23 protein-coding genes are annotated in these 25,341 nt (G+C 72.2%); 9 read left to right on the forward strand and 14 right to left on the reverse strand.

The genetic code is table 11. From position 1 onward, the window contains the following. Positions 1–62: 62 nt before the first annotated feature. The 5 genes from IEY78_RS11290 to IEY78_RS11310 form a co-directional block, all read right to left on the reverse strand. Entirely contained in the window at positions 63–1,328 is a 1,266-nt protein-coding gene (locus tag IEY78_RS11290) for a beta-ketoacyl-[acyl-carrier-protein] synthase family protein (protein WP_189097522.1), read from the reverse strand. Positions 1,329–1,405: 77 nt separating this feature from the next. Further along, complete coding sequence (locus IEY78_RS11295) at positions 1,406–1,654, reverse strand: acyl carrier protein (protein ID WP_006605825.1); 249 nt, start codon at positions 1,652–1,654, stop codon at positions 1,406–1,408. A gap of 105 nt (positions 1,655–1,759) precedes the next feature. Further along, positions 1,760–2,806, reverse strand: a complete 1,047-nt coding sequence (locus tag IEY78_RS11300; protein WP_189097523.1) for a ketoacyl-ACP synthase III — start codon at positions 2,804–2,806, stop codon at positions 1,760–1,762. Positions 2,807–2,819: 13 nt separating this feature from the next. Beyond that, complete coding sequence (locus IEY78_RS11305) at positions 2,820–3,785, reverse strand: ACP S-malonyltransferase (RefSeq protein WP_189097524.1); 966 nt, start codon at positions 3,783–3,785, stop codon at positions 2,820–2,822. Positions 3,786–3,874: 89 nt separating this feature from the next. Further along, positions 3,875–5,059, reverse strand: coding sequence for a PucR family transcriptional regulator (locus IEY78_RS11310; protein ID WP_189097525.1), 1,185 nt, complete (start codon positions 5,057–5,059; stop codon positions 3,875–3,877). A gap of 57 nt (positions 5,060–5,116) precedes the next feature. Between IEY78_RS11310 and IEY78_RS11315 the strand changes: the two genes are divergently transcribed. After that, positions 5,117–5,794 carry a pirin family protein gene (locus IEY78_RS11315; RefSeq protein ID WP_189097526.1) on the forward strand — a complete coding sequence of 226 codons (678 nt, stop codon included), beginning with the start codon at positions 5,117–5,119 and terminating at the stop codon, positions 5,792–5,794. Positions 5,795–5,847: 53 nt separating this feature from the next. On the opposite strand, the gene IEY78_RS11320 is transcribed toward IEY78_RS11315, so the two are convergent. Continuing rightward, positions 5,848–6,669, reverse strand: coding sequence for a serine hydrolase domain-containing protein (locus IEY78_RS11320; RefSeq protein ID WP_189097527.1), 822 nt, complete (start codon positions 6,667–6,669; stop codon positions 5,848–5,850). A gap of 181 nt (positions 6,670–6,850) precedes the next feature. On the opposite strand from IEY78_RS11320, the gene IEY78_RS11325 reads away from it, so the two are divergent. Further along, positions 6,851–7,339, forward strand: a complete 489-nt coding sequence (locus tag IEY78_RS11325) for a MerR family transcriptional regulator (protein WP_189097528.1) — start codon at positions 6,851–6,853, stop codon at positions 7,337–7,339. A gap of 7 nt (positions 7,340–7,346) precedes the next feature. Next, positions 7,347–8,363, forward strand: a complete 1,017-nt coding sequence (locus tag IEY78_RS11330) for an aldo/keto reductase (RefSeq protein WP_189097529.1) — start codon at positions 7,347–7,349, stop codon at positions 8,361–8,363. A 51-nt stretch (positions 8,364–8,414) separates the two neighbouring features. Here the strand turns inward: IEY78_RS11330 and IEY78_RS11335 are convergent, their stop codons facing one another. From IEY78_RS11335 to IEY78_RS11365, 7 genes are all read right to left on the reverse strand, one after another. Continuing rightward, entirely contained in the window at positions 8,415–9,668 is a 1,254-nt protein-coding gene (locus IEY78_RS11335; RefSeq protein ID WP_189097530.1) for an acyltransferase family protein, read from the reverse strand. 190 nt (positions 9,669–9,858) lie between these two features. After that, on the reverse strand, positions 9,859–11,025 hold the full coding sequence (locus tag IEY78_RS11340; RefSeq protein WP_189097531.1) for an alpha/beta hydrolase: 1,167 nt from the start codon (positions 11,023–11,025) through the stop codon (positions 9,859–9,861). 161 nt (positions 11,026–11,186) lie between these two features. Continuing rightward, a complete protein-coding gene (locus tag IEY78_RS11345) occupies positions 11,187–11,867 on the reverse strand; it encodes a response regulator (protein WP_189097532.1) in 681 nt (226 codons plus the stop codon). Next, positions 11,864–13,264: a sensor histidine kinase gene (locus tag IEY78_RS11350; RefSeq protein WP_189097533.1), complete on the reverse strand. Its 1,401-nt coding sequence runs from the start codon at positions 13,262–13,264 to the stop codon at positions 11,864–11,866. The genes IEY78_RS11345 and IEY78_RS11350 overlap by 4 nt, the downstream gene beginning before the upstream one ends. A gap of 120 nt (positions 13,265–13,384) precedes the next feature. Further along, positions 13,385–14,266 (reverse strand): DUF4429 domain-containing protein, encoded by an 882-nt coding sequence (locus IEY78_RS11355; protein ID WP_189097534.1) that lies wholly within the window; start codon positions 14,264–14,266, stop codon positions 13,385–13,387. Between the two features lie 202 nt (positions 14,267–14,468). After that, complete coding sequence (locus tag IEY78_RS11360; protein WP_189097535.1) at positions 14,469–15,683, reverse strand: alpha/beta hydrolase; 1,215 nt, start codon at positions 15,681–15,683, stop codon at positions 14,469–14,471. 234 nt (positions 15,684–15,917) lie between these two features. After that, positions 15,918–16,574 (reverse strand): TetR family transcriptional regulator, encoded by a 657-nt coding sequence (locus tag IEY78_RS11365; protein ID WP_189097536.1) that lies wholly within the window; start codon positions 16,572–16,574, stop codon positions 15,918–15,920. A 117-nt stretch (positions 16,575–16,691) separates the two neighbouring features. Between IEY78_RS11365 and IEY78_RS11370 the strand changes: the two genes are divergently transcribed. Further along, positions 16,692–18,293 (forward strand): MFS transporter, encoded by a 1,602-nt coding sequence (locus IEY78_RS11370; RefSeq protein ID WP_189097537.1) that lies wholly within the window; start codon positions 16,692–16,694, stop codon positions 18,291–18,293. Positions 18,294–18,996: 703 nt separating this feature from the next. Beyond that, entirely contained in the window at positions 18,997–19,413 is a 417-nt protein-coding gene (locus IEY78_RS11375; RefSeq protein WP_189097538.1) for a peptidase inhibitor family I36 protein, read from the forward strand. Between the two features lie 125 nt (positions 19,414–19,538). On the opposite strand, the gene aceE is transcribed toward IEY78_RS11375, so the two are convergent. Continuing rightward, positions 19,539–22,271: a pyruvate dehydrogenase (acetyl-transferring), homodimeric type gene (gene aceE / locus IEY78_RS11380; protein WP_189097539.1), complete on the reverse strand. Its 2,733-nt coding sequence runs from the start codon at positions 22,269–22,271 to the stop codon at positions 19,539–19,541. A 515-nt stretch (positions 22,272–22,786) separates the two neighbouring features. Between aceE and IEY78_RS11385 the strand changes: the two genes are divergently transcribed. The 4 genes from IEY78_RS11385 (at position 22,787) to IEY78_RS11400 (ending at position 25,339) form a co-directional block, all read left to right on the forward strand. After that, positions 22,787–23,218, forward strand: coding sequence for a DUF3052 domain-containing protein (locus IEY78_RS11385; RefSeq protein ID WP_030081424.1), 432 nt, complete (start codon positions 22,787–22,789; stop codon positions 23,216–23,218). A gap of 145 nt (positions 23,219–23,363) precedes the next feature. After that, positions 23,364–23,822: a peroxiredoxin gene (locus IEY78_RS11390; RefSeq protein ID WP_189097540.1), complete on the forward strand. Its 459-nt coding sequence runs from the start codon at positions 23,364–23,366 to the stop codon at positions 23,820–23,822. Positions 23,823–23,991: 169 nt separating this feature from the next. Next, positions 23,992–24,567 (forward strand): TerD family protein, encoded by a 576-nt coding sequence (locus tag IEY78_RS11395; protein ID WP_189097541.1) that lies wholly within the window; start codon positions 23,992–23,994, stop codon positions 24,565–24,567. 196 nt (positions 24,568–24,763) lie between these two features. Next, positions 24,764–25,339, forward strand: coding sequence for a TerD family protein (locus tag IEY78_RS11400; protein ID WP_189097542.1), 576 nt, complete (start codon positions 24,764–24,766; stop codon positions 25,337–25,339). Positions 25,340–25,341: the final 2 nt, after the last annotated feature.

Consider the following 25,341-nt stretch of genomic DNA (forward strand, 5'->3'; position numbering starts at 1 on the left):
CCGCGACGGGCCCGCCCGGTGATTGCTCACCGGGCGGGCCCGCTACGGGTGCTGAGGGTGCCTCAGACGGAGCGGAAGGCCAGGACCACGTTGTGGCCGCCGAAGCCGAACGAGTCGTTCAGGGCCGCGATCCGGCCCTCGGCCCGCAGCTTGCGGGGCTCGCCGCGGACGATGTCCCCGTCGACCTCCGGGTCGAGCTCGTCGAGGTTGATCGTCGGCGGAGCCACCCGGTGGTACAGCGCGAGGATCGAGGCAACCGTCTCGATACCGCCCGCGCCGCCCAGGAGGTGGCCGGTCATCGACTTCGTGGCGGAGACCGCCATGTGGTCGACGTCGTCGCCGAAGACCTTGCGCAGCGCCTTCAGTTCGGCCAGGTCGCCCTGCGGCGTGGAAGTGGCGTGCGCGTTGACGTGCACGACCTCCGCCGGGTCGAGGTCGGTGGCCTGGAGGAGGTTCTGCAGCGCGTGCGCGATGCCGTTGCCGGACGGCTCGGGCTGCACGATGTCGTGGCTGTCGGCGGAGATGCCCTGGCCGACGGCCTCGGCGTAGACCCGGGCGCCGCGCTTGGCGGCGTGCTCGGCCGACTCCAGGACGATGACGCCGGCGCCCTCGCCCATGACGAAGCCGTTGCGCGCGGTGTCGAAGGGCCGGGAGGCGCCTTGCGGGTCGTCGTTGGACTTCGACATCGCCATCATGTTGCCGAAGGCCACGATCGGCAGCGGGTGGATGGCCGCCTCCGTGCCGCCCGCGACGACGATGTCGGCACGGCCCGTACGGATCATCTCGATGGCGTAGCCGATGGCCTCGGAGCCGGACGCGCAGGCGCTGACCGGGGTGTGCACACCGGCGCGGGCGTTCACGTCCAGGCCGACGTTGGCGGACGGGCCGTTGGGCATCAGCATCGGCACGGTGTGCGGGGAGACGCGGCGGACGCCCTTCTCCTTGAGCACGTCGTACTGGCCGAGCAGGGTGGTCACGCCGCCGATGCCGGAGGCGATGACGGTGCCGAGGCGGTCGGGGTCCACCGAGGTGTCCTCGCCGGCCTTGGCGGTGAAACCGGCGTCCGCCCAGGCCTCACGGGCCGCGATCAGCGCGAACTGCGCCGAGCGGTCCAGCTTGCGGGCCTGCGCCCGGGGGAGGACCTCCGACGGGTCCACGGCCGCCTGTGCGGCGATCCGGACGGGAAGGTCGGCCGCCCAGTCCTGGTCGAGGCTGCTGACGCCGGACTGTCCGGCGAGCATGGCCTCCCAGGTCGAAGCGCTGTCGCCACCCAGCGGTGTGGTTGCGCCGATACCGGTGACGACCACGGTGCGATTGGTCGCGTTCACGGGAATTCTTACTCCACGGGTAGAGGGGTCTGAATCGACGGCGCCACCGCGGGGTGGCGACATGCGCGGGAGCTGGATCAGCTCTGGTGCTTGAGGATGTAGTCGGTCGCGTCGCCGACCGTCTTGAGGTTCTTGACGTCGTCGTCCGGGATCTTCACGTCGAAGCGCTCTTCAGCGGCGACGACGACCTCGACCATGGACAGCGAGTCGACGTCCAGGTCGTCGGTGAAGGACTTGTCCACCTGGACGTCCTCGGTGGGGATCCCGGCGATCTCGTTCACGATCTCGGCGAGACCGGCGACGATCTCTTCCTGAGTGGCGGCCATGATGGCGCTCCTTCGGTCATTTTGTGAGGAAACTGGGTTACTTGCGGTGAAGATCCTTGCGACGACCGGTACATCCGAGGACATCCGGCGTTGCGCAGATCTTGCCTAGGGGAGGGTAACGACCGTCGCGGCGTAGACGAGACCCGCCCCGAAGCCGATGACCAGCGCGGTGTCGCCGCTCTTGGCCTGACCGGTCGCCAACAGCCGCTCCATGGCGAGCGGGATGGAGGCGGCCGAGGTGTTGCCGGTGGTCTCCACGTCGCGGGCGACCGTCACGCTCTCCGGCAGCTTCAGAGTCTTCACCATCGAGTCGATGATCCGCATGTTGGCCTGGTGCGGAATGAAGACGTCCAGGTCGTCCGGGCTGACGCCGGCGACGTCCAGCGCCTGCTGGGCGACCTTCGCCATCTCGAACACCGCCCACCGGAAGACCGCCTGGCCCTCCTGGGTGATGGCGGGGTAGCGGATCTCCTCCGGGGCCGGGCGGCCCTCGGGGGCGTCGCCTCCCGGTACCGGGGTGGAGCGGTAGACGTCCCAGCCGAGGGTCTGCTTGATGGTCTCGGCCTTGTCGCCCTCCGAGCCCCAGACCGTCGGGCCGATGGCCGGCTCCTTGGCCGGGCCGACGATCACCGCGCCGGCGCCGTCACCGAACAGGAAGGCCGTCGCACGGTCCTCCAGATCGGTCAGGTCCGAGAGCCGCTCCACGCCGATGACCAGGACGTACTCCGCCGAGCCCTCGGTCACCAGGCCCTTGGCCAGGGTCAGTCCGTAGCCGAAGCCGGCGCAGCCCGCCGAGATGTCGAACGCGGCCGGCTTGCCGGCGCCGATACGGTGCGCGATCTCGGTCGCGATCGCCGGGGTCTGCTTGAAGTGCGAGACCGTGGAGACGATCACGGCGCCGATCTGCTCGGGCGTGATGCCGGCGTCGGCGATCGCCTTGCCGGACGCCTCGACCGACATGGTCGCGACGGTCTCCTCGGGACCCGCCCAGTGGCGGGTCGCGATCCCGGACCGCGAGCGGATCCACTCGTCGGACGACTCGATGTGCTTGAGGATCTCCTCGTTGGGCACCACACGGGTCGGGCGGTAGCCGCCCACGCCCATGATCCGTGCGTACGGGGAGCCCTGCGAGGGCTTGATCTTCGAGGTCATGCGCTTCGGACTCCTATTCGGCCGGTGCGGAGCCCGCCGCGGCTGCGGCTGACGTCGTTTCGGTGATCAGCGTGCGTGCCGCGTCGAGGTCGTCGGGCGTCTTGAGGGCGAGGGTCCGCACGCCGGGCAGTGCGCGCTTGGCCAGGCCGGTGAGAGTGCCACCGGGAGCCGCTTCGATGAGCGTGGTCACGCCCAGCTCCTTGAAGGTCTCCATGCACCGGTCCCAGCGCACGGGGTTGGCCACCTGGCCCACCAGCCGCCGCACCAGCTCCTGGCCCGAGGAGACCGCCTGCCCGTCCTTGTTCGAGACGTAACGGGTGCGCGGATCGGCGACCGCCAGCTGGGCGGTCGCGGATTCCAGGGCCGAGACGGCAGGTGCCATGTGGTGAGTATGGAACGCGCCGGCCACCTTCAGCGGTACGACCCGGCGAGTGCCCTCCGGCTTGTTCTCGACCAGGGCGGCGATCTGCTCGGCGGTGCCCGCGGCCACGATCTGGCCCGCGCCGTTCACGTTGGCCGCGGTCAGGCCCAGCTGCTCCAGATGCGGGAGCACGACGGCCTCGTCGCCGCCGAGGAGCGCGGCCATGCCGGTCTCGGTGACGGCGGCGGCCTCGGCCATCGCCTGGCCGCGCCGGCGCACCAGCGCCATCGCGGTCTCGTCGGTGAGGGTGCCGGCCAGCGCCGCGGCGGCGAGTTCACCGACGCTGTGGCCGGCGACCGCGCCGACCTCGGCGGCGACCGCGTCGGTCGTCGCGAAGAGCTGCCGGGTGGAGAGGAGGGCGGACGCCACCAGCAGCGGCTGCGCCACCGCGGTGTCGCGGATCTCCTCCTCGTCGGCCTTCGTGCCGTAGTGGACCAGGTCCAGGTCGATGGCGTCCGACCAGGCACGGAGCCGGTCCTCGACACCGGGGAGGTCGAGCCAGGGAGTCAGGAAGCCGGGCGTCTGAGCGCCTTGGCCGGGAGCGACGAGTACGAGCACCCTCACACTCTCTCTTGTGGGTGGTTCCGCCCGCCCGTGGGGACAAGGACGAAGAACCATCGGGGTAATTGTTGGTGTCCGACAAAAGTCTAGAGTTGCGCCTCACCGTCAGCCAGGCGCCCCAGAATCAACGCGATACGGAGGGTGAACGCCGAGCGCACATCGGAGGGTGACCAGCCGGTGACGTCGGTCACACGTCGAAGCCGATAGCGCACGGTGTTGGGGTGCACGAAGAGCATCCGGGCCGCCCCCTCCAGACTGCTCGCCTGCTCCAGATAGACGCTCAGCGTCTCCAGCAGCGCCGAGCCCGCTTCCTCCAGCGGTCTGTAGATCTCCTCCACCAGCTGGTCGCGCGCGACCGGGTCCGAGGCCATCGCGCGCTCCGGCAGCAGATCGTCCGCGAGCACCGGCCGCGGCGCGTCCGGCCAGGCGGCACACGCCCGCAGCCCGGCCGCCGCGGCCTGCGCCGAGCGGGTCGCGGCCAGCAGGTCGGAGACCACCGGACCGGCCACCACGGGACCGGCCGCATACGGGCCGATCAGCGCCTTCGCGGCCTTCAGCGGATTGTCCGAGCCGCCCGCGATCACCACCAGGCGCGAGCCCAGCACCCCGGTCAGCACCTGGAGCTTGGCGTGCCGGGCGGCCCGCCGGATGGCCTCCACGGTCAGTTCGCTGTCCCCGTCGGGGGCGGTGCCCAGCACCACGCACACGTGCTCGGGGGAGTTCCAGCCCAGCGCCGCGGCGCGCGAGACGGCGCCCTCGTCGGCCTCGCCCGACAGCACCGCGTTGACCACCAGCGACTCCAGCCGGGCGTCCCAGGCGCCGCGGGCCTCGGCGGCCTGGGCGTAGACCTGGGCGGTGGCGAAGGCGATCTCCCGGGCGTAGACCAGCAGCGCCTCGCGCAGCACGTTCTCGTCGCCCGGCGCCGCGACCTCGTCGATCGCGGACTCCATGACCTCGATCGTGGTGCGGACCATCTCCACGGTCTGCCGCAGGGTGATCGCCCGGGTCAGCTCGCGCGGCGCCGTGCCGAAGACGTCGGTACTGATCGCCTGCGGGGTCTCCGGATGCCGGAACCACTCGGTGAACGCGGCGATGCCGGCCTGCGCCACCAGCCCGATCCAGGAACGGTTCTCCGGGGGCATCGCGCGGTACCACGGCAGGGTGGCGTCCATGCGGGCGATGGCGGCGGCCGCCAGCGTGCCGGACGAATTCTCCAGACGCCGGAGGGTCGCCGAGTGCGGGTGCGCGTCGCGCGATGCGGGTTCAGACACGGGACAAGCCTGCACTATCGGGGCGAGGAGGTGCGGGGGCGGGGCTACGGTGGGCCCATGATTCAGGTGCGCAGGGCCGAGGAACGCTATCGCGGCGGCGAGCCGGAGGCGGGGATCGAGTCACGGCACGCGTTCTCCTTCGGCGCCCACTTCGACCCGGACAATCTGCGCTTCGGGGCGCTGATCGCCTGCAACGAGGAGCGGCTGGCGCCGGGCGCCGGCTTCGACGAGCATCCGCACCGCGAGATGGAGATCGTGACCTGGGTGGTGGAGGGCGAGCTGACCCACCGCGACTCGGCCGGCCACGAGACCACCGTGCGTCCGGGGGATCTCCAGCGGCTCAGCGCGGCCGACGGCGTCCGGCACGCGGAGCGCAACCACGGCGACGGGCAGCTGCGCTTCGTCCAGATGTGGCTGGCGCCGCTCGAATTCGGCGGTGAGCCCGCGTACGAGGTGGTGCGCGGCATCGCCGACGGCACCCCGTACGCGGTGCCGCGGGCCGGTGCGCTGCTGCATCTGCGCCGCCTCGCCGACGGTGAGCGCACCGCCGTCCCGGACGCCGCACGGGCCTATGTGCACGTGGTGCGCGGCGCCGTCCGGCTCGGGTCCCAGGACCTCGGGGCCGGGGACGCGGCGCGGATCACCGGCGGTGCGGGGCTGGAGCTGAAGGGGCTGGCGGGCGCGGGCGCGGAGTGCCTGGTGTGGGAGATGGGGGCGGAGCCGGGGCGCGGGTGAGGCCGCGGCGCCGCCCGCGTCAGGCGCCGCCCCGGCCCGCGCCCGGGTGCGGGTCAGGCCGGCCGGGCCAGCTCGGCCAGCACCGCGTCGGTCAGCTGCGGCCACACCTCCGCCGCCCACGGCCCGAAGGCCCGGTCGGTCAGCGCGATACAGGCCGCGCGGGCGTCGGGGTCCACCCACAGGAACGTCCCGGACTGCCCGAAGTGCCCGAAGGTGCGCGAGGAGGACGTGGCGCCGGTCCAGTGCGGCGACTTGCCGTCGCGGATCTCGAAGCCCAGCCCCCAGTCGTTGGGCTTCTGGTGGCCGAAGCCCGGCAGCACACCCGTCAGCCCGGGGAAGACCACCTGGGTCGCCGCCGTGAGCGTCTCCGGTGCGAGCAGCCGCGGCGACTGGAGCTCGGCGGCGAAATGGACCAGGTCGGCGACCGTGGAGACGGCGTCCTTGGCGGGCGAGCCGGCCAGGTCGGTCGCGGACATGCCGAGCGGCGCGAGCACCGCCTCGTGCAGATACTGCGCGAAGGGGATGTCGGTCGCCTTGGCTATGTGATCCCCCAGCGCCTCGAAACCGGCGTTGGAGTAGAGGCGGCGGGTGCCCGGTTCGGACAGGCTGCGCGGCTCGTCGAAGGCCAGGCCCGAGGTGTGGGCGAGCAGATGACGCACCGTCGAGCCCGGGGGCCCGGCCGCCTCGTCCAGCTCGACCGCGCCCTCCTCGACGGCCACCAGCGCGGCGTACGCGGCCAGTGGCTTGGTCACGGACGCCAGCGGGAAGCGCTGCTCCAGGGGGCCCCAGGCGCCGGCCACCGAGCCGTCGGCTCGCACGACGGCGGCCGCAGCGGTGGGCACCGGCCAGTTCTCGATCATCCGCAGGCTCTGCATGCCCACGAGCCTAGGGGGTGCCCGCACGGCCCCGCCGTCCGCCCGCCGTCCGCCCGCGCCGTCCCAAATCCCGGTCAAGATCGCTCTTGCCTGGAGTGCACTCGAAGTCTCTAGCGTTGAAGACGTCGAGAGGCACCCGGCGAGAGGCCGGGGGACATCCGGCGAGCAGGGGAGACGCGGCATGACGGTCACGCAGAGCGCACCGGTCACGAGTGGCGCCAGCACGGCCGGCCGGCGGCCGGCGACGGCGCGGGGCTGCCACAACCCGCCGCCGCACCCGCGGCCCACCGGCCGCGACCGCTACACGATCAGCGAGGTCGCGGAGCACACCGGCCTCAGCGCACACACCCTGCGCTGGTACGAGCGGATCGGCCTGATGCCGCACGTGGACCGCACCCACACCGGGCAGCGGCGCTTCAGCAACCGCGATCTGGACTGGCTGGACCTGGTGGCCAAGCTGCGGCTGACCGCGATGCCGGTGGCGGACATGGTCCGCTACGCCGAGCTGGTGCGGGCCGGGGAGAGCACCTTCGCCGCGCGGGAGCAGCTGCTGACCGCGCACCGCGAAGACGTACGGCAGCGGATCGCCGAGCTGCGGGGAACGCTGGACGTCCTCGACTACAAGATCGACATTTACGGCGACGCCCGGCGGGCGTCCGAGAGGTGCTGAGGTCCCTATGAGCGGCAAGAAGATCGAAACGGTCGAGCTGGGCACCGGCGGTCCCCGGGTCGGGGTGCAGGGCCTGGGCTGCATGGGCATGAGCTTCGCCTACGGCCCGACGGACGCGGACGAGGCGCGGGTCACGCTGGAGCGGGCCCTGGAGCTGGGCGTCACGCTCTACGACACCGCCGACATGTACGGAATGGGGGAGAACGAGAAGTTCCTCGCCCCGTTCCTGCGGGCGCACCGCGACGAGGTCGTGCTCGCCACCAAGTTCGCCATCTCCGCCGACCCCGAGGACCCGGCGAAGCGCGTCATCCGCAACGACCCGGCCTACATCCGCGAGGCCGTCGAGGGCAGCCTGCGGCGCCTGGGCGTGGACGCGATCGACCTGTATTACATGCACCGGCGCAACCCCGATGTCCTGATCGAGGAGTCGGTCGGCGCGATGGCCGAGCTGGTGGCCGCGGGCAAGGTCAAGCACCTGGGGCTGAGCGAGGTGACCGGCGCCGAGCTGCGCGCGGCACACGCCGTGCACCCGATCACGGCGCTGCAGTCCGAGTGGTCGCTGTTCAGCCGGGACGTGGAGCAGAGCGCGGTGCCGGCCGCCGCCGAACTCGGCGTCGCCCTCGTCCCCTACTCCCCGCTCGGCCGGGGCTTCCTCACCGGCGCGTTCGTCAGCGCCGACAAGGAGCTGACCACGGACGACTTCCGCCGCACCCAGCCCCGTTTCACCGGCGACAACGCGGCCGCCAACGCCGCGCTGCTGGAGCCGGTCCGCGACATCGCCCGGGCGCACGGCGCCACACCCGGCCAGATCGCCCTGGCCTGGGTGCAGCATCAGGCCGCGGCGCACGGTCTGGCCGTCGTACCGATCCCCGGCACCCGTAAGCGCAGCCGCGTCGAGGAGAACGCCGCGGCGACCGCGATCCGGCTGACCGGGGAGGAGCTGGCGCTGCTGGAGCCGATCGCCGGGAAGGTCGCGGGGGCGCGCTACGCGGACATGTCGCACACCTCGGCGGTCCGGGAGTAGCCGGACCGCGGGGCCGGAGCGGGTCTCCGGCCCCGGCCGGGGCGCGGCGGCTCAGGCGAGTCCCAGCGCGAAGGCCGCGAACCCGGCCGCCAGGAGGGCCGCCGCGGCCCGGCGGGCGCGCGTGACACCGGTCCAGGGGGCCTCGAAGCGGCGGGTGGTGCGGGCGATCAGGAGCAGTACGGCGGCGAACACCGGCAGCCAGGCGAGCCGGGCGAGCAGCCAGCCGACGGTGTCGGGCGCCGTGGTCAGCCCGGGCACCGGCCCCAGGAAGGACGCGGGCACCGCCGCCGCCAGCATCGCCGTCTGGTGCCAGCACAGGATCGTCATCGCGGAGAGGTTGACGACCACCACGGGCGCCCACAGGGCGGGCCGGCGCAGCAGCCGGGCGAGCCGGTCCCGCAGCAGTACCGCGGCGCCCGACTGGGCGGCGGCCAGCGCCAGGACCAGCAGCGACGGCGGGTGGGAGTTCGTACGGGCCACCCCGGGGACGCCCACCATGCTCGCCGGGTAGCCGAAGCACAGCAGCAGCGCGGCGAACAGCGCGGCGCCGCCGAGCAGCAGCCACCGGGCGGCGCGCCGCTCGAGCCGCCGCTCACCCCAGCAGACCCCGAGCTGATAGGCGAACAGCCAGCCGGGCAGGAGGTTGAGCAGACTCAGCCAGGACGGCACGGCATCGGCGAACGGCCCGTAGCGCAGGAAGTCCACCACGGCCACCGCCGCCGCCAGCGGTGCCGCCGCCCAGCCGCCCATCCGCCGCGCCGCCCGCACGCAGTACGGCGTCAGCGCGGTCGTCCCCGCGTACACCGCGACGAACCACAGCGGCTGGATCACCAGCGTCGCCCCGGTCCGCAGCGTCGCCTCCGGCACCCCCAGCCCGGACAGGAGCAGTACCAGCGCCGCCCATACGGCGGTCACCCCGACGACCGGGCGGCCCAGCCGCAGGAGCCGGCCGCTCAGCCAGGCGCCGGTGCCGGTGCCGCGCGCCAGGGCGCGCCGGTAGGAGAGCACCGACGCCCGGCCGCCGACCAGGAAGAAGATGCCGAGCATCTGGAGCACCCAGCTGGCGGGTGCGAGCGCGCCGAAGGTGCTCAGCGGGCTGGCGTTGTGCAGGGCGCCCCCGGCGTCCAGGGTGAAGCCGCCCAGCAGCCAGTGGCCGGTCGGCACGGCGAGCAGCGCCAGCGCGCGCAGACCGTCGATCGCACGGTCGCGGTCCGCGGGCGTGCGCTCCTCGATCCTGCGGACCGTGCGCCGGGCGGCGGATCGGAGCGGGACGAGTCGGTGGGGGACGAGGAAGGCGGTGTCCATGAGCGTCCTTGGGTTCTTCCGTCGTGGCGTCTGGCGTCTGGCTTCGTGATGTCTGTGGTGTCGCGGCGTCGCCGGGGCGTCGGGTCCTCGGGGCGGCGGGTGTGCGGTGTGGGTGCCGTGCCTGAACGGCCTTGCGATGAGGGCGCGTTGAAGTGGGCAAGGGGGCGTTGAAGCGAGCGAGGGGGCGGCGTCAGCGCACCGCGCCGTAGCGGCCCAGGACGACGGAGGCGACGTTCCGCAGTGAGTCCGTGCCGGGGGCGAGGTAGCCGGTGTGGCCCTTTGCCCGGACGGCGGGCAGCCGGCGGGCGCCGAAGGCGGGATCGGTGGGGTCGGTGCCGTGGCCCAGTCCGAGCAGTTCGACGTGCGGGAGGTTCCCGATCCAGTCGGAGGCGTCCCGCCCGGCCCACACCCGGGCCCGGGTGTGCAGCTCCGCCACGCTGTCCCGGCGCATACCGGGGGAGCCGAGAACGATCAGATCGGCGAGGCCGCCACCGCCCAGCCGCGGCACGGCCAGCCCGCAGACCACCGAGCCGTAGCTGTGGCACAGCACCGCCGGGGGCCGGGCGCCGACCGCGGCCAGGCCCGACAGCAGACGGGCCAGCCGCGGCGCCCCGGCCTCGGCGAGCCGCCCGGTCGCGGCGTCCGGACCGAGCCCGACCGGCGTGGTGTACCCCGCCCAGGCGATGACCGCCGTAGGGGTTCCAGGCGCCTCGGCGGCCAGCTCGGCGCGCAGCGACCGGGCCATCCCGGAGGGGGTGCCGTAGGGGTCCCGCGCCCGGTCGAAGGACGCCAGATCGATGTCCGAGCCCGGCACGATCACCGCGGTGTGCGCGGCGGCGGCCAGATCGCCGTGGACCTCGGCGACCTGGCCCCGGCCGCGCGGGTCGAAGGCCAGGATCCGGCGCCCGGGCGCGAGCAGCGCGGTGTAGCGGCGGGCCGCGGCCCGCGCCTGCCGGTGGTCCTGGAGGGTGCCGGCCGGGTCGGTGGCGCGGGCCAGCCGGTCGTCCCGTTCCGCGCGCAGGGCCAGGGAGTTGGCCCGGTAGCGCAGCGCGAGGGGGGCGCCGTCGAGATTGCCGACGGTCAGCGGGTGCCGGGCCGCCAGCGCCTGCTGCTGGCGCCCGGTCAGCGTGGCGAAGAAGCGGGCGACCTCGGCGGGGGCCGCGGTCGCCGGGTCCGGCAGCCGGAGGCCGAGCGAGTGGTCGGCCCGCCAGGCGGCGGCGCCCGGCGGCGGGCCGGTGACCGCGGTCTGCGCGGTACCGGCCGCCCAGCCGCCGGTGCCGGCGGCCACGGCCAGCGCCAGCGCGGCCCCGACGAGCGTGCGCCTGCTGCGTCCCAGGGCGCTGCGCAGCCTGGACATGGTGGGTCTCCCTCCCGTTGGTGCGACGGGAGGAAACGTAGGAAGGGGGTGGGTGACGCGGCGTCACACCGCGGAGCCAACTCCCGGGTGATACCGGGGTAGGGGGTCCGCCCCGCCCCTCGTCCGGAAGGAGGAGGGACGGATTGCGGGCAGGCCGCCCGCTAGCGCTCGCCGGGCGCGACCAGCCCCGACTCGTACGCGAAGATCACGGCCTGCGCACGGTCGCGCAGCGCCAACTTCGCCAGCACCCGCCCGATATGGGTCTTCACGGTCTGCTCCGCGAGGATCAGCGCCTCGGCGATCTCCTGGTTGGACAGCCCGCGGGCGATCAGCTCCAGGACCTCGGTCTCGCGCGGGGTCAGCCCGTTCAGCCGCAACGCGGTGCGGTCCGCCCGGGGCGCGGGCCGCTGCCGGGCGAAGTCGGCGATCAGCCGCCGGGTCACGGACGGCGCGAGCAGCGCCTCACCGGCCGCCACCACCCGGACCGCGGAGATCAGATCGGCCGGCGGCGCGTCCTTGAGCAGGAACCCGGACGCGCCCGCGCGCAGCGCCTCGTAGACGTAGTCGTCGACATCGAAGGTGGTCAGCATCAGCACCTTCGGCCGGTGGGTGACCCCGGGCGGCGGAGCGAGCAGCTGCCGGGCCGCCTCCAGCCCGTCCATCTCCGGCATCCGGACGTCCATCAGCACCACATCGGGGTGCGCCCGGCGGCTCAGTGCCACGCCCCGCACACCGTCCGGCGCGTCACCTACCACCTCGATGTCGCTCTGCGCGGCGAGCAGCGCGGCGAAGCCCGCACGCACCATGGCCTGGTCGTCGACGATGATCACGCGGGTGGTCACAGGGCACCGGAATCCTTCGTGGGCGGGGACGACACCGGGGCGGCCGGCGGCGCGAGCGGAAGCTGTGCGGCGACCCGGAAGCCGCCGTCGGGCAGCGGCCCGGTGTCGAGCGAGCCGTCCACCAGCCGCACCCGCTCCCGCATCCCGACCAGGCCGTGGCCGGTGCCGCCGGTCTCCAGCGGGGCGGACGGCGTGGCGGGCGCGGGCGGCGGGGAGTTGACGATCAGCACGGTCAGCCGGGCGCCGTCCGACGTGGTCCGCAGCGACACCCGGGTCGGCGCGCCCGGCGCGTGCCGTACGACATTGGCCAGCGCCTCCTGGACGATGCGGTACGCCGACAGGTCCACCGCCGGCTCCAGCGCCGTCGGCTCCCCGGGCAGCGCCAACTCGACCGGCACGCCGGCCCGTACGGTCGCCTCGACCAGCTTCTCCAGCATCCCGATCCCGGGCTGCGGGGCCTTCTCCGGGCCGCCGTGGCGCTCCGACTCCTCGCTGCGCAGCACCCCGAGCAGCCGGCGCATCTCGGCCAGCGACTCACGGGCGCTCGCCGCGATCGCCCCGAACTCGTCGGCGGCCGCCGCGGGGAGGCCGCCGATGCGGTACGGGGCGCTGTCGGCCTGGACCGTGATCACCGACATGTGGTGGGCGACGACATCGTGCAGCTCACGGGCGATCCGGGCGCGTTCCTCCAGCAGGGTGCGACGGGCCCGCTCGGCCTCGCTGATGGTCTCCTGCTCGATCAACTTCCGCTGCGCGTCGCCCCGTTCCCGCAGTATGGCGCCCATCATCAGCACCACACCGGACAGGACGAACAGCAGCACCCAGGTGCTCTGGATCCCGTCGGGCGCGGCGATGTCGGAGACGACCCCGGCCGCACCGGTCGCCAGCCACACGGCGATCAGGGTGCGGCGGCGCTCACGCAGCGACAGCGCCAGCATCAGCGCCAGGTAGCCGACGATCACCGGGGGCGGCCAGGGCCAGGGGCGGCCCACCGTGCCGTCGAGCAGCGAGAGCGCCTGCGCGCAGATCAGATCCGCCGCGAAGATCACCCACCAGGCCTGGAGCGGCCGGGTCACCGCGAGGAGCAGGGGGGCGGCCTGCGCGGTGGCCAGCGCGCCGGCCATGCCGCCGGCCATGTCGTAGTCGTGGGAGAGGACGGCGATGGTCACGGGCAGCAGGGACACCGCGAACGCGAACGCGACGCCGTACGGCAGCCGGCGCAGCCAGAGGTTGCGGACCGTGCCGAGCAGCGGGGTGCCGGGCGCGGTCGGGGTGCCGAGTTCGACGGCGAGCAGCCGCCGCGCCTGGCGTACGGCACGCAGCGCCCGGTACCCGGCCCGCGCGGGCGCGGAGCGGCGAGGGGAGGCGGGAGGCGGTGGGGGAGGGGTTTCGGTCATGGCGCCCTCACGGTAAGCGGACCGCGGCGGCCCCGGCGTCCTCCCTGGGGCCGGACTTGCGGCAGTACCCAGGGAGGAGCCCGCGCTCCGGAAGGGCGCGGGGCAGACCGGCGGGCAGCCCTAGAGCTCCGCCAGCAGCTCGGCCTTCTTCGTGCTGAACTCGTCGTCGGTCAGCAGACCGGCCCCGTGCAGCTCACCGAGGTGCCGGATGCGGTCCGCGATGTCCGCCGGATCCCGCCGGGCGTCCCCGGTCCGGCGGCGCACCGGCTCGCCGTCCGGCGTCTCCAGCGCCGGATCGGCGGCGCGCACGGCCTGCAGCACCGAGGCCGCGAACGGCAGCGACTCGTGCACCGGGCCGTAGCCCGGCCCGAACACCACGGCGGCCGGATCCTGGTCCGCCTCGTCGGCCGCGGCGTCGCGGGCACCGCGCGCCAGCAGCCGCAGATAGCCGTGGAGGATCTCCGGCGACCGCCACTCGACACCGGCCAACTCCCCTACGGGGAAGGTCTGGTCGCCGCTCTTCCACTTCGCGGAGGAGGCGCCGGTCCAGAACCAGCGGAAGGCGACCGAGCGGCCGTCGAAGGAGGCCTTGCCGTCATAGGCCTTGAAGTGCAGCGGCGGCTCCGGCGCGGCCACCAGATGGCGGTCGGCGGGCTCCTTCGCATCGGGCCCGAGCACCGTGCGCAGCTCGTCGGCGTAGAACTCGGCCAGGGTCGCGCGCCCGGCCGGCAGCACCAGCCGGTACGGATCGCAGTCCTCCTTGAGCTGCCCGTCCGCCGCCTCCATCAGCGGATCGGCGCCCTGCCGCGGCACGGCGTGCAGCACCACCGTGCCCCGTCTGCCCTCGCTCACCTCGACAGCGCTCAGCGCCTCGTACGGAATGCGTCGCTCGCCGAGCGCCTGGAACAGCTTCGGCCTGCGGATCCCCCGTTCGAAGCGGATGAGTACGGAGTCCGCGTCGAACTCCCAGACGGCGTGAAAACCGGCCAGCACATCACCCATGTGGCTCATCGTATGCGGGCGGTTGCCCGCCCGTCCCCCTTCCCGACAGCTCAAGGGTGCCACCGGAGCTACGCGCGTCACCCCGCCCGCTCCTGCCCGCCTCATGGACGTGGCCCGCGCCGGGCGCGGTTCCCGCGGGTACGGCCCGTCCCCGGGCGCCGGGCCGTACCCGCGGCCGCCGGTCCGTGCTGCCGTGGCCCGCTCAGGCCGTGGCGGTGGCGCACTGCGGGTCGGCGGACGCGCAGTCGACGGTGCCGGTGTCGCCGACACCGACCAGTGCGAAGTTCTTCAGGCTGCGGGTGCCGGGCGCGAAGTAGCCGGCGTGCCCGACGGCCCCGTCGGCCGACAGGACCCGCGCGCCGAAGGCCGGATCGACCGGGTCCGCGCCGTGGCCGAGCCCGCCGACCTCCAGGTTCGGCACGTCCTGGATCCAGTCGTCGGAGTCCCGCATCGCCCAGACCCGGGCCCGGGTGCCCAGCCCGGCGAGGCTGCCGGCCCGCATGCCCGGGCTGCCCGCCACCGCGATGTCCTTGACGTTCGAGGGCAGGGTGCGGGCCGCGACACCGCACACCACGGAGCCGTAGCTGTGGCAGAACAGCGAGACCGAGTCGGCCGACGGCAGCGCGTCCACCAGGGCGCGCAGCCGCACCGCGCCGGCCTCGGCCAGCTGCCCGGTGGCGGCCTCGACCCCGAGGCCGGACGGCGAGGTGTAGTCGGCCCAGGCGATCACGGCCGTACGGGCGCTCGGGCGGGCCGACCGCTCGGCGCCGTAGAGGGCGCGCGCCATGCCGACGGGGGCGGCGGTGGCCCGCGCGGTGCGCTCGAAGGTCGACAGGTTGGTGTCCACGCCGGGCACCACGACCGAGACCCGGTCCGCCTTCGTGAGGTTTCCGAAGACCTCGGCGGCCCGTCCGCCGTCGGCCGGGTCGAAGGCCAGGATCTGCCGGCCGGGGGTCATCAGCGATTCGAGGCGGTGCATCAGCCGGCCCGCCTCCTGGCGGCCGACGGGGGTGAGCCGGTGGTCGCCCATCCGGCGTTTCTCGACCGCGCGGGCGTCGTCGATGGCCATCCGGTTGGCGCGGTAGCGCAGCTGCGCGGGGGCGCCGCCCATATTGCCGACGACCAGCGGATAGCGGGTGGCGAGCTGCTGCTTCTCGGCCCGGCTGAGCGGGGCGAAGAAGGCCCGGACCGCGGACGGCGAGCCGTTGGGGTCGGGCAGCGGGCGCCCCAGGAAGGTGGCGTGCTTCCAGGCGGCCTTGGCGGTGGCCAGGGGGTTGGCGTCGTCCTTGGTGCCTCTCACGGCGGTCCAGCCGGTCATCGCAAGCATCACGAACACCACCACCAGGGCGAGTGCGGTGCGCAAGGCGGTGGACTGAAGGAAACCGGAGGAGGGGCCGAGGCCCGGGAAGGAAGTCACCGCGAGCCACCCTAGGAGAAGCGGAAGCATGCCTGTGGTGGCCGTGAGTGATCTCACGTTTCACGGTGGGTATTTCGACCAAACCGGACACCCGTCGTCCGTTTTCGGTGCTCAGTCGTGCAGGGGTGGTCTCAGGGGGCACCGCCACCGATCGCGCAGCGCGGGACGGCAGTTACGGGGAGTGGGCGGGGTCGCGGTGTTCGCCCGGGGGACTCCAGTCGCTGCCGGCCGCGCTCACCGCGTCCGCCAGTTCCCCTCGATCGCCGGCCCGATGTGATCCAGATAGGACATGGTCAACTCGCGGATCGCGTCGACGCTGCAGTCCTCGCCCACGCTCCAGACCTTGCCCGCGGCCCGCATCACCCCGCTGAACATGGCCACCAGCACCCGCGGCCGCGGATCGGCGTCCACGTCCAGGCCCTCGCGCCGGGCGACCAGGCGCGCCATCTGCTCCTCCAGCTCCGCGGAGCGCCGCAGCAGGACGGCGACCAGCGCCGGCGTCGACTCGATCATCCGGTAGGTGCGCATGTACAGCTCCACCGGGATCACCGACGCGATGGCGGTGCCGATGCCGTCCCAGGCGACCGCCACCGTGTGGCGCAGGGCGGTGAGCGGGGCCTCCGCCGCGGGCCGGGCCCTCAGCTCGTCGAGGAAGCGGGCCTCGACCATCCCCTGGACGGCGAAGGTGACGTCCTCCTTGTTCGCGAAGTAGCGGAAGAACGTCCGCTGGGAGACGTCCACCGCCTCCGCGATCTCGTCGACGGTCGTCGCCTCGTACCCCTGCTCGGTGAACAGCTCCAGCGCCGCCCGGATCAGGGCGTCGTGGGTGCGCTGCTTCTTGCGTTCCCGCAGGCCGCCCGCGGGTGCCGGATGCGGCGTCGAGGTGGCCATCCAAGCGCCGCCTTTCTCTGGTGTTCTCGCTGCTCAGGGTACCTGTGAGCGAGGTGACAGTCACCGACTGATGAATTGCTTTGTCAACTGTCAGTGGCTGACATTAGCCTCCTCGGTATGAGCTCTCAGACCCCGGTTGCCCACGCCGCGCCGGAACTTCCCGTACCGGAGCCCCCCAAGGGGCTGCGAGGCCATCCGTGGCTGACCCTCTTCTCCGTGGCCATCGGCGTCATGATGGTCGCCCTCGACGGCACCATCGTCGCCATCGCCAACCCGGCCATCAAGCAGGACCTCGGCGCCTCGCTGGCCGACGTCCAGTGGATCACCAACGGCTACATGCTCGCCCTGGCCGTCTCGCTGATCACCGCGGGCAAGCTCGGTGACCGCTTCGGCCACCGCCAGACCTTCCTCATCGGCATCCTCGGCTTCGCCGCCGCCTCCGGTGCCATCGGGTTCTCCCACGAGGTCTCGCTGGTCATCACCTTCCGCGTGCTGCAGGGCCTGTTCGGCGCCCTGCTCATGCCCGCCGCGCTGGGCCTGCTGCGCGCCACCTTCCCGGCCGAGAAGCTCAACATGGCCATCGGCATCTGGGGCATGGTCATCGGCGCCTCCACCGCCGGCGGCCCGATAGTCGGCGGACTGCTGGTCGAGCACGTCAACTGGCAGTCCGTCTTCTTCATCAACGTCCCGGTCGGCGTGCTGGCCCTGGTCCTGGGCCTGGTGATCCTCAAGGACCACCGCGCCGAGAACGCCCCGCGCTCGTTCGACGTCCCGGGCATCGTGCTGCTCTCCGGCGCGATGTTCTGCCTCATCTGGCCGCTGATCAAGGCGTCGGAATGGGGCTGGGGCGACATGAAGACCTGGGGCTTCCTGATCGGCTCCGTGGTCCTCTTCACCCTGTTCGCCGTTCTGGAGACCAGGGTCCGCGAACCGCTCATCCCGCTGCGGATGTTCCGCTCGCTGCCGCTGACCGCCGGCACGGTCCTGATGGTGCTCATGGCCTTCGCCTTCATGGGCGGCCTGTTCTTCGTGACGTTCTACCTCCAGAACGTGCACGGCATGACCCCGGTGGACAGCGGTCTGCACCTCCTGCCGCTCACCGGCATGATGATCGTCGGCTCGCCGCTCGCCGGTGCCCTGATCACCAAGCTCGGCCCGCGCCTGCCGCTGGTCGGCGGCATGGTCCTCACCGCCGTCGCGATGTACGGCATGTCCGGCCTGGACACCGACAGCGGCACCGGCCCGATGTCCCTCTGGTTCGCGCTGCTGGGCCTGGGCCTCGCGCCCGTCATGGTCGGTGCCACCGAGGTCATCGTCGGCAACGCCCCGCTGGAGCTCTCCGGTGTCGCCGGCGGCCTCCAGCAGGCCGCGATGCAGGTCGGCGGCAGCCTCGGCACGGCCGTGCTCGGCGCGGTCATGTCCTCCCGGGTGGACGACAAGCTCCCCGGCGCGTGGCATGCGGCGGGCCTTCCGCCGGCGCCGCCCGCCCAGGCGTCCCAGCTGTCCGACGCGGTCTCGGCCGGGTACGCGCCGGTCCCCAAGGGCACCCCGCCGCAGCTCGCCGAGAAGATCACCTCCGTCGCCCACGACACCTTCGTCTCCGGCATGGGCCTGGCCTTCACGGTCGCCTGCGGGGTGGCCGTCGTCGCGGCCTTCGTCGCCTTCTTCACCAAGCGCGGCGCCAATGCCGAGGCGGGTGCCGGCGTCGGCCACATCTGACGCCCGCCCGGCCCTGCGACGACCGGTCGCACGGCCCGGCGGCACCTGACCGCCCCCGCAGCACTCCGGCGCGCGTCCGGTCCGGGATCTTCCCGGACCGGACGCGCGCCTTTTGCGTGCCGGGGGAGGGGGAGAGCGAGCGGTGTGGGGTGGGGTGGGGCGGGGCGGGGTGAGGGAGTCGACGGAGCCGGATCCGGAGCGCGCCGGCGCGGTGGCCGTCGGGCGCGGCGGCCGGGCGGTTGCCGGGCGCGGTGGCCGACGGGCCCGGGCCCCGCGCACCCGCCGGACGTCAGCAGTCCGCGTCAACCCGCCGTACGGGGCCGCCGTCCGCCCCTTCCGCCGTACCGCCTGCGGGAGTTGGCCCCGGCCGTGGCGCGGAATCCCTCATCCGGATGAGCCGGCGTGGGAACCCGCGCCCCGCCTGCGGTCCTCCTGGTGGCGCATGTCCGCGCGGGCGCCCGGTGCGCACCGGGGAGAACGGTTTCCGCGATCGGCGTCCGCCGCCCCGTCCCGCGTCAACACCGCGCACCGGCGGCCCGCTCCGGACCGATCCGCTCGTCCACATACCTGATCCGGGTGGGACGGCCGCCACGGCCTTGGCAGCCGCGCCGCCGCCTCGCGAAGCTCGATGCCGAAGAACCCGCCGCGGGCATCCGGCCCGCCGCGACCCTGCACATCGCCTACTCCACGGGGGAGATTCCCAATGCGACCGCGTCTGCGCACGTCCCGCACCACCGCTCTGCTGACCGGCCTCACCGCGCTGGCCGCCGTGCTCGCCCTGCCGCCCGCCGCCGGCACCCCGGCCGCGCGAGCGGCCACCGCCGGCCGGGGCGCCGCCTCGGGGGACTGCGCCGCCGGCCAGTTCTGCGTCTGGCCGGCAGCCGACTTCCGCGGCAAGCGGCGGACCTACGAGCTGTCCGACATCGACATCGAGAGCTGCGTCCCGCTGCCCGAGGGCAGCACCGCCGCGGCGCTCGCCAACCGCACCGGGCGGCCGGTCACCACCTACCAGAGCGCGAAGTGCGACGAGACCGGCGAATACAACACCTATCCGGGCGGCGGCACCTGGGTGCCCCGATCCCCTTATCAGGTAAGGGCGTTCAAGGTATGGGAGCGCTGAACCGCCTGCCCGGGCAGCCCCCGCGCACCCTCACCGCCCGCCGTACGGCACCGCGCCCCCCGACCGGCGAAGGACGCCGGTCGGGGGGCGCGGGGAGCACGCTGCGGCGGCCTGCCGCGGTGAGGTCAGGCGTCGCCGCCGGCCTCACCCGCGTCGGCGGCCGAGACGTCCAGGAGCTGGTAGCGGTCGATCGCCTGCTTCAGCAGCGACCGGTCGACCTTGCCCTCCTTGGCGAGCTCGGTGAGCACACCCAGGACGATGGACTGCGCGTCGATGTGGAAGAAGCGACGGGCCGCGCCGCGGGTGTCCGCGAAGCCGAAGCCGTCGGCGCCCAGCGACTGGTACGTGCCGGGAACCCAGCGCGCGATCTGGTCGGGCACCGCACGCATCCAGTCCGAGACCGCGAGGGTGGGACCGTCGGCGCCCTGGAGCTTCTGCGTCACGTACGGGACGCGCTGCTCCTCCTCCGGGTGCAGGAGGTTGTGCTCCTCGATCTCCACCGCGTCGCGGCGCAGCTCGTTCCAGGACGTCGCCGACCAGACATCGGCCCTGACGTCCCACTCGTCCGCGAGGATCTGCTGTGCCTCGATCGCCCACGGCACGGCGACACCCGAGGCGAGGATCCGGGCGGCGTGCTGACCCTTCTCGGCCGCCTTGACGCGGTGCAGGCCCTTGAGGATGCCTTCGACATCGACGTCGGCCGGCTCCGCCGGGTGCTGGATCGGCTCGTTGTAGACGGTGAGGTAGTAGAAGATGTCCTCGGCGTTCTCGCCGTACATCCGGCGCAGACCGTCCTTGACGATGTGCGCGATCTCGTAGCCGTAGGCCGGGTCGTAGGCGACACAGGCCGGGTTCGTCGAGGCCAGCAGCTGGGAGTGGCCGTCGGCGTGCTGGAGACCCTCACCGGTCAGCGTCGTACGGCCGGCGGTGGCGCCGAGCACGAAGCCGCGCGCGAGCTGGTCGGCCATCTGCCAGAACTGGTCACCGGTGCGCTGGAACCCGAACATCGAGTAGAAGACGTAGACCGGGATCAGCGGCTCGCCGTGCGTGGCATAGGCGGAGCCCGCCGCGATCAGCGAGGCCGTGCAGCCCGCCTCGGTGATGCCGTCGTGCAGCATCTGCCCGGTCGGCGACTCCTTGTAGGCGAGGAGCAGCTCGCGGTCGACCGACTCGTACTGCTGGCCCAGCGGGTTGTAGATCTTGGCCGACGGGAAGAACGCGTCCATGCCGAAGGTGCGGTACTCGTCGGGCGCGATCGGCACGAACCGCTTGCCGATCTCCTTGTCCCGCATCAGGTCCTTCAGGACCCGCACGAACGCCATCGTCGTGGCGATCTTCTGCTGGCCCGAGCCCTTCATGGCACCCGCGTAGGCCTTGTCGTCCGGCAGCGGCAGCGGCTCGGCCCGCACGACGCGGGTGGGGACATACCCGCCCAGGCCCTTGCGGCGGTCGTGCATGTACTGGATCTCTTCGGAGTCCCGGCCCGGGTGGTAGTACGGCGGCGCGCCGTCCTCCAGAGCCTTGTCCGGGATCGGCAGGTGCAGCCGGTCACGGAAGCCCTTGAGGTCCTCGACCGTCAGCTTCTTCATCTGGTGGGTCGCGTTGCGCCCCTCGAAGTTCGGGCCGAGCGTCCAGCCCTTGACGGTCTGCGCGAGGATCACCGTCGGCTGGCCCTTGTGGGCCTTGGCCGCCGCATACGCCGCGTAGATCTTCTTGTGGTCGTGACCGCCGCGGCCCAGGTGCAGGATCTGGTCGTCGGTCATGCTCTCGACCATGGCGCGCAGCCGCTGGTCGTCGCCGAAGAAGTGCTCGCGGATGTACGCACCGGTCTCGGTGGCGTACGTCTGGAACTGACCGTCGGGCGTGCTGTTGAGCCGGTTGACCAGGATGCCGTCGCGGTCCTGCGCGAGCAGCGGGTCCCAGCTGCGGTCCCACACCAGCTTGATGACGTTCCAGCCGGCGCCGCGGAACTGCGACTCCAGCTCCTGCATGATCTTGCCGTTGCCGCGGACCGGGCCGTCGAGGCGTTGGAGGTTGCAGTTGACGACGAAGGTCAGGTTGTCCAGGCCCTCACGGGCGGCGATGGACAGCTGGCCGAGCGACTCGGGCTCGTCCATCTCGCCGTCGCCGAGGTAGGCCCAGACGTGCGACTTGGAGGTGTCGGCGATGCCGCGGGCCTCCATGTAGCGATTCATCCGCGCCTGGTAGATCGCGCCGAGCGGGCCCAGGCCCATCGAGACGGTCGGGAACTCCCAGAAGTCCGGCATCAGCCGCGGGTGCGGGTAGCTGGACAGGCCGTGGGGGGCCTTGGACTTCTCCTGCCGGAAGGCGTCGAGCTGCGCCTCGGACAGTCGGTCCAGGAGGAACGCACGGGCGTAGACACCGGGCGAGGCGTGGCCCTGGAAGAAGATCTGGTCGCCGCCGTCGCCCTCGTCCTTGCCCCGGAAGAAGTGGTTGAAGCCCACGTCGTAGAGGGAAGCGGAGGAGGCGAAGGTGGCGATGTGGCCGCCGACGCCGATGCCCGGACGCTGGGCGCGCGAGACCATGACGGCGGCGTTCCACCGGGTCGCGTTCAGGACCTTGCGCTCGATCTCCTCGTTGCCGGGGAAGAACGGCTCGTCCTTGGTCGCGATGGTGTTCACGTAGTCCGTGCTGCGCATCTCGGGCACGGCCACACGCTTCTCGCGGGCGCGCTCGATCAGGCGGAGCATGAGGTAGCGGGCACGTTCCCGGCCGCGCTCGTCGACGGCTGCGTCGAGCGAGTCGAGCCATTCCTGGGTCTCTTCGGGATCGAAGTCCGGGACCTGGCTGGGAAGGCCGCCAATGATGATCGGGTTTCGATCGGATCCGGAAGCCACGCTGTTCCTTCGTGTTCGGTTCGTGCCGCGCTGTGCAGGATGTGGATGCTGTGCACGGGACGAATGCTGTCTCTGCCTTGGTGTCGCGCCGTCTCCATCGTGTACCGAGCCACAGGGATACGTCACCTCTACTGATGGGTAACCCATCCGTAGAGAGATGGCGCTGAAAAGGCCGATTTCTCGGGTCGGCCAAATCGCAACCATACGCTCATGTCGAAAGTGCTTCGCGTACGGACGTCCGGACCCCGAAATGAGATCCACAGCCGGCCGGAGCCCCCCGAAGGGACCAGTCTCGCGCGAGTACCCGACAAACCCGGCAGAATGCTGTGGTGTGAATCACTTCGGCTTGTCCCGCCGGGGTCGTGGTTGCGGCGAGACGCCGCCAAACGTCACCGTTTCGGCGGTCTGGATCGCCGGGTACTTGCGCGATCCGCCCGGCCCGTGTGGACTACGCCCAATGCTCCGCGCACGCGCGGGGTCCCCGAGCATTTCCGAAACATGACAGGAGGCAATCCGTGAGCGCGACCGCGGACCACGCGGAGGAGCGGACCAACCCTGCCGCCAGGCTGGGGTTCGAGCCCGGACAGGTGGTCCAGGAGATCGGATACGACGACGACGTCGATCAGGATCTCCGCGAAGGCATTGAGACCGTGATCGGCCAGGATCTCGTCGACGAGGACTACGACGACGTCTGCGACGTCGTGCTGCTGTGGTTCCGCGACGAGGACGGCGACCTCACGGACGCGCTGGTGGACGCCATCGGGCTGATCGACGAGGGCGGGCAGATCTGGCTGCTGACCCCGAAGACCGGCCGGGACGGCTACGTCGAGCCGAGCGACATCAATGAGGCCGCGCAGACCGCGGGTCTGTCCCAGACCAAGAGCATCAACGCGGGCAAGGACTGGGCCGGCAGCCGACTGGTGACACCCAAGGCCGGCAAGCGCTGAGCCGCACCGCCCCGACGTCCCCGCCGAGCCCCCTCCGCCTGTTGCGGAGGGGGCTCGGCCCTGTTCACGGCGTGTTCCCCGGTGGTGAACCACGGCGCGTAGGGTTGGTCGCGTCCTGTTGACAGTGAGCGGAAGGGAAGCACCCATGGCGATCGAGGTCGGCACGAAGGCTCCGGATTTCGAGCTGAAGAACCAGCACGGCGAGCTGGTCAGGCTCTCCGACTTCCGCGGCGAGAAGGCCGTCGTCCTCCTCTTCTACCCCTTCGCCTTCACCGGCGTGTGCACCGGTGAGCTGTGCGCGCTCCGCGACGAGCTGCCGACGTTCGTCAACGACGACGTCCAGCTGCTGGCCGTCTCCAACGACTCCCCGTTCTCGCTGCGCGTCTTCGCGGAGCAGGAGGGGCTGGAGTACCCGCTGCTGTCGGACTTCTGGCCGCACGGCGAGGCCTCGCGGGCATACGGCGTCTTCGACGAGGAGAAGGGCTGCGCGGTGCGCGGCACGTTCATCATCGACAAGGAGGGCGTGGTGCGCTGGACGGTCGTCAACGGCCTGCCCGACGCCCGTGACCTCAACGACTACGTCAAGGCGCTCGGCACCCTCTGAGCCGCCTCTCCCACGGCGCCGGTGCGCCCACCGGGCGGACATCCGCACGGATCCGGGTGCGATATCTGCAATCGGCGGGAACCGGTCACTAGGATCAATTCGTTGATCCGATGCCATGCACGATGGGGGCGCAAATCTTTACGTACCCCTCGAATCTTTGGGAGGACTCGTGGGAGTCAGCCTCAGCAAGGGCGGCAACGTCTCGCTGACGAAGGAAGCCCCCAATCTGACCGCCGTCGTCGTCGGTCTGGGCTGGGACGCGCGTACCACCACCGGTACGGACTTCGACCTGGACGCCAGCGCCCTGCTGACGAACGACCAGGGCAAGGTCGGCAACGACCAGAACTTCGTGTTCTTCAACAACCTGAAGAGCCCGGACGGTTCGGTCGAGCACACCGGCGACAACATCACCGGTGAGGGTGAGGGCGACGACGAGCAGATCAAGGTGAATCTGGCCGCCGTCCCCGCCGATGTCGACAAGATCGTCTTCCCGGTGTCGATCTACGACGCCGAGACCCGCCAGCAGAGCTTCGGCCAGGTCCGCAACGCCTTCATCCGGGTGGTCAACCAGGCCGACAACAACGAGCTGGCGCGCTACGACCTGAGCGAGGACGCCTCGACCGAGACCGCCATGGTCTTCGGCGAGCTGTACCGCAACGGCGCGGAGTGGAAGTTCCGGGCCATCGGGCAGGGCTATGCCTCGGGTCTGCGCGGCATCGCGCAGGACTTCGGCGTCAACGTCTGAGCGGCGGCGGCCGCGAGCTGATCGCCGACGTCCGGCAGGGCGGCGCCCGCGCGGTGGCCGCCCGGGACAGGAATGACCGCCTCCGGCGCCGTACACCCCCGTCCGGGGAGTGCGGCGCCGGACGCGCTCGAAGGGCAGGAAAGGGATGCGGCCGCGCCCGGGCGCGGCCGCACCGACATCGGGGAGGAAGCGAACGATGAGCGTCACGCTTGCCAAGGGGGGCAATGTCTCGCTGTCCAAGGCCGCGCCGGATCTCACGCAGATCATGGTCGGCCTGGGCTGGGACGCGCGGTCCACGACCGGAGCACCCTTCGATCTCGACGCCAGCGCACTGCTGTGCCAGTCGGGCCGGGTGCTGGGGGACGAATACTTCGTCTTCTACAACAACCTCAAGAGCCCCGAAGGCTCCGTCGAACACACGGGGGACAACCTCACCGGCGACGGTGAAGGCGACGACGAGTCGGTCCTGGTCGATCTCACGCAGGTGCCCGAGCGGGTCGACAAGATCGTTTTTCCGGTCTCGATCCATGACGCCGAGGCGCGCGGCCAGAGTTTCGGCCAAGTCAGCAACGCTTTCATTCGCGTCGTCAATCAGTCCGACGGCAGCGAACTCGCCCGCTACGACCTCAGTGAAGACGCCTCCGGCGAAACGGCGATGATCTTCGGCGAGGTGTATCGCTACAACGGCGAATGGAAGTTCCGGGCAGTGGGTCAGGGGTACGCGTCGGGTCTGCGGGGCATCGCTCTAGACTTCGGGGTCAACGTTTCGTAAAG

This window comes from Streptomyces kronopolitis, assembly GCF_014646275.1.
Classification (GTDB): domain Bacteria; phylum Actinomycetota; class Actinomycetes; order Streptomycetales; family Streptomycetaceae; genus Streptomyces; species Streptomyces kronopolitis.

What these genes read in the sequence shown, in the direction of transcription:
- IEY78_RS11295 (WP_006605825.1), bottom strand. Translation starts at nt 1,654, where the DNA reads ATGGCCGCCACTCAGGAAGAGATCGTCGCCGGTCTCGCCGAGATCGTG.
- IEY78_RS11300 (WP_189097523.1), bottom strand. Translation starts at nt 2,806, where the DNA reads ATGACCTCGAAGATCAAGCCCTCGCAGGGCTCCCCGTACGCACGGATC.
- IEY78_RS11315 (WP_189097526.1), top strand. Translation starts at nt 5,117, where the DNA reads ATGATTCAGGTGCGCAGGGCCGAGGAACGCTATCGCGGCGGCGAGCCG.
- IEY78_RS11320 (WP_189097527.1), bottom strand. Translation starts at nt 6,669, where the DNA reads ATGCAGAGCCTGCGGATGATCGAGAACTGGCCGGTGCCCACCGCTGCG.
- IEY78_RS11325 (WP_189097528.1), top strand. Translation starts at nt 6,851, where the DNA reads ATGACGGTCACGCAGAGCGCACCGGTCACGAGTGGCGCCAGCACGGCC.
- IEY78_RS11330 (WP_189097529.1), top strand. Translation starts at nt 7,347, where the DNA reads ATGAGCGGCAAGAAGATCGAAACGGTCGAGCTGGGCACCGGCGGTCCC.
- IEY78_RS11335 (WP_189097530.1), bottom strand. Translation starts at nt 9,668, where the DNA reads ATGGACACCGCCTTCCTCGTCCCCCACCGACTCGTCCCGCTCCGATCC.
- IEY78_RS11340 (WP_189097531.1), bottom strand. Translation starts at nt 11,025, where the DNA reads ATGTCCAGGCTGCGCAGCGCCCTGGGACGCAGCAGGCGCACGCTCGTC.
- IEY78_RS11350 (WP_189097533.1), bottom strand. Translation starts at nt 13,264, where the DNA reads ATGACCGAAACCCCTCCCCCACCGCCTCCCGCCTCCCCTCGCCGCTCC.
- IEY78_RS11355 (WP_189097534.1), bottom strand. Translation starts at nt 14,266, where the DNA reads ATGGGTGATGTGCTGGCCGGTTTTCACGCCGTCTGGGAGTTCGACGCG.
- IEY78_RS11365 (WP_189097536.1), bottom strand. Translation starts at nt 16,574, where the DNA reads ATGGCCACCTCGACGCCGCATCCGGCACCCGCGGGCGGCCTGCGGGAA.
- IEY78_RS11370 (WP_189097537.1), top strand. Translation starts at nt 16,692, where the DNA reads ATGAGCTCTCAGACCCCGGTTGCCCACGCCGCGCCGGAACTTCCCGTA.
- IEY78_RS11375 (WP_189097538.1), top strand. Translation starts at nt 18,997, where the DNA reads ATGCGACCGCGTCTGCGCACGTCCCGCACCACCGCTCTGCTGACCGGC.
- IEY78_RS11390 (WP_189097540.1), top strand. Translation starts at nt 23,364, where the DNA reads ATGGCGATCGAGGTCGGCACGAAGGCTCCGGATTTCGAGCTGAAGAAC.
- IEY78_RS11400 (WP_189097542.1), top strand. Translation starts at nt 24,764, where the DNA reads ATGAGCGTCACGCTTGCCAAGGGGGGCAATGTCTCGCTGTCCAAGGCC.